The sequence below is a fragment of the Streptomyces sp. NPDC037401 genome, assembly GCF_055602345.1.
Map to the genome: position 1 here is coordinate 1 of NZ_JBVJWO010000078.1, position 2,652 is coordinate 2,652.

Annotated in this window: 3 protein-coding genes; all 3 read left to right on the top strand. The window is 68.3% G+C overall.

Features of this window, described 5'->3' with window-relative positions:
• The coding region (locus tag ACZ7H1_RS37255) for an ABC transporter substrate-binding protein (RefSeq protein ID WP_470792926.1) at positions 1-963 on the top strand (963 nt) is incomplete at its 5' end.
• 36 nt (positions 964-999) lie between these two features.
• Positions 1,000-1,791 carry an ABC transporter ATP-binding protein gene (locus ACZ7H1_RS37260; RefSeq protein ID WP_470792928.1) on the top strand — a complete coding sequence of 264 codons (792 nt, stop codon included), beginning with the start codon at positions 1,000-1,002 and terminating at the stop codon, positions 1,789-1,791.
• On the top strand, positions 1,778-2,652 hold an 875-nt coding region (locus tag ACZ7H1_RS37265), incomplete at its 3' end, for an ABC transporter permease (protein WP_470792930.1). The genes ACZ7H1_RS37260 and ACZ7H1_RS37265, both read left to right, overlap by 14 nt.

The window sequence follows — 2,652 nt, forward strand, 5'->3', positions numbered from 1 at the left end:
TCGGCCGACAAGGTCCGGATCGGCTACTTCCCGAACCTGACCCACGCGACTGCGCTGGTCGGTATCCAGGAGGGGCTGATCCAGAAGGAGCTGGGCGGCACGACGATCGCGCCGCAGACCTTCAACGCCGGGCCCTCGGAGATCGAGGCCCTCAACGGCGGTTCTCTCGACATCGGTTTCATCGGTCCTTCGCCGTCGATCAACGCGTATGTGAAGTCCAGGGGCAAGAACCTGCGGATCATCTCCGGTTCCGCCTCCGGTGGTGTGAAGCTGGTCGTCAACCCGGACAAGATCAAGTCGCTGGACGACATCAAGGGCAAGAAGATCGCCACTCCGCAGAAGGGGAACACGCAGGACGTCGCGTTCCTCAACTGGATCACGGAGAAGGGCTGGACGGTCGACCCGGAGAGCGGCAAGGGCGACGTGTCCGTCGTCCGCACCGACAACAAGGTCACCCCCGACGCCTACAAGTCCGGTTCGATCGACGGTGCGTGGGTGCCGGAGCCGACCGCGTCCAAGCTCGTCTCCCAGGGCGCGAAGGTCCTCCTCGACGAGACGGCGCTGTGGCCCGGCAAGAAGTTCGTGATCACGAACATCATCGTGTCGCAGACGTTCCTCAAGGACCACCCGGACGTGGTCGAGGCCGTGCTGCGCGGCACGGTCAGGACCAACGAGTGGATCAACGCGAACAAGGACAAGGCGAAGGCGTCGGCGAACGCGGCACTGAAGGCCGAGACCGGCAAGGAACTCGCGGCGAAGGTCATCGACCCGGCGTGGCCGAGCATCCAGATCACGGACGACCCGCTGGCGGCGACGCTGAAGACGCAGTCCCAGTGGGCGGTGAAGGCCGGGCTCATCAAGCAGCCCGACCTCGCCGGGATCTACGACCTGACGCTCCTGAACAAGGTCCTCAAGGCCGCCGGCAAGCCCGAGGTCTCCGACGCCGGCCTCGGCGTCAAGTAGCCCCCATCCCCAGTCCGTTCCCAGGAGGTGACGACCATGGCCACCACGCTTGCCAAGGCTGCCGAGGGCACCACCACGGTGTCACACGCCGCCCGGATCGAGCACGTCTCGAAGTCCTTCAACGGCCCGGCCGGAGCGCAGCTCGTCCTGGACGACATCAGTCTCGATGTCGCTCCGGGTGAGTTCGTCACCATCCTGGGGGCCTCGGGGTGCGGGAAGTCCACCCTGCTCAACCTGGTGGCCGGGCTGGACCGGCCGACGTCGGGGCGGATCGACACCCCCGGCGGCCGGCCCGCCCTGATGTTCCAGGAACACGCCCTGTTCCCGTGGCTGACCGCGGGCAAGAACATCGAACTCGCCCTGCGGCTGCGCGGTGTGCCGAAGAACGAGCGCAGGCCGGAAGCGGAGCGGCTCCTGGAGCTGGTCCGTCTCGGCGGTGCGTACGGCAAGCGGGTCCACGAGCTGTCGGGCGGTATGCGCCAGCGCGTGGCGCTGGCCCGGGCGCTGGCCCAGGACAGTGAACTCCTCCTGATGGACGAGCCGTTCGCCGCACTCGACGCCATCACCCGCGACGTGCTGCACGGCGAGCTCACCCGCATCTGGGAAGAGACCAGCCTCTCGGTCCTCTTCGTCACCCACAACGTCCGCGAGGCCGTACGCCTGGCCCAGCGCGTGGTCCTGCTCTCCTCACGGCCCGGCCGGGTCGCCAGGCAATGGACCGTGGACATCCCCCAGCCCCGCCGCATCGAGGACGCGGACGTCGCGGAACTGTCCCTTGAGATCACTGAACACCTGCGTGGGGAGATCCGCCGCCATGGCCAGCACTGACACCACCCCCAGGCAGGACGACCTCGCCGGCCTGGAAGCCGGACTCGACGCCCTCGACGCCGTCGAAGTCCGCCGCACACCCCTGCGCGAAGTCCTGACCAGGAAAGTCCTCCCACCCCTCACGGCGGTGGCCCTGGTCCTGGCCGTATGGCAGGTCCTGGTCTCCGCGAAAATCACCGACGAGACCAAACTCCCCGCCCCCTCCGCCGTATGGGACGGACTGACCGACCTGTGGCTGCAGGGCACCCTCCTGGAAGTCATCTGGACCTCCGTCTCCCGGGGCATGTTCGGCTTCCTCCTCGCCCTCGCCATCGGCACCCCCCTCGGACTCCTCGTCTCCCGCATAAAATTCGTCCGCGCCGCCATCGGCCCCATCCTCTCCGGCCTCCAGTCCCTGCCCTCCGTCGCCTGGGTCCCGCCCGCCGTCCTGTGGTTCGGCCTCAACGACGCCATGATGTACACCGTCATCCTCCTCGGCGCCGTCCCCTCCATCGCCAACGGCCTCGTCTCCGGCGTCGACCAGGTCCCCCCACTGTTCCTGCGCGCCGGCCGCACCCTGGGAGCCACCGGCCTCAAGGGCACCCGGCACGTCGTCATGCCCGCCGCGCTCCCCGGCTACCTCGCCGGGCTCAAGCAGGGCTGGGCCTTCTCCTGGCGCTCCCTGATGGCCGCCGAGATCATCGCCTCCTCCCCCGAACTCGGCCTCGGCCTCGGCCAGCTCCTCGAAAACGGCCGCAACAACATCGACCTCCCCGGCGTCTTCCTCGCCATCCTCCTCATCCTCATCGTCGGCATCGCCATCGACCTCCTCGTCTTCAGCCCCCTCGAACGCCGGGTCCTGCGCACCCGCGGCCTGCTGGT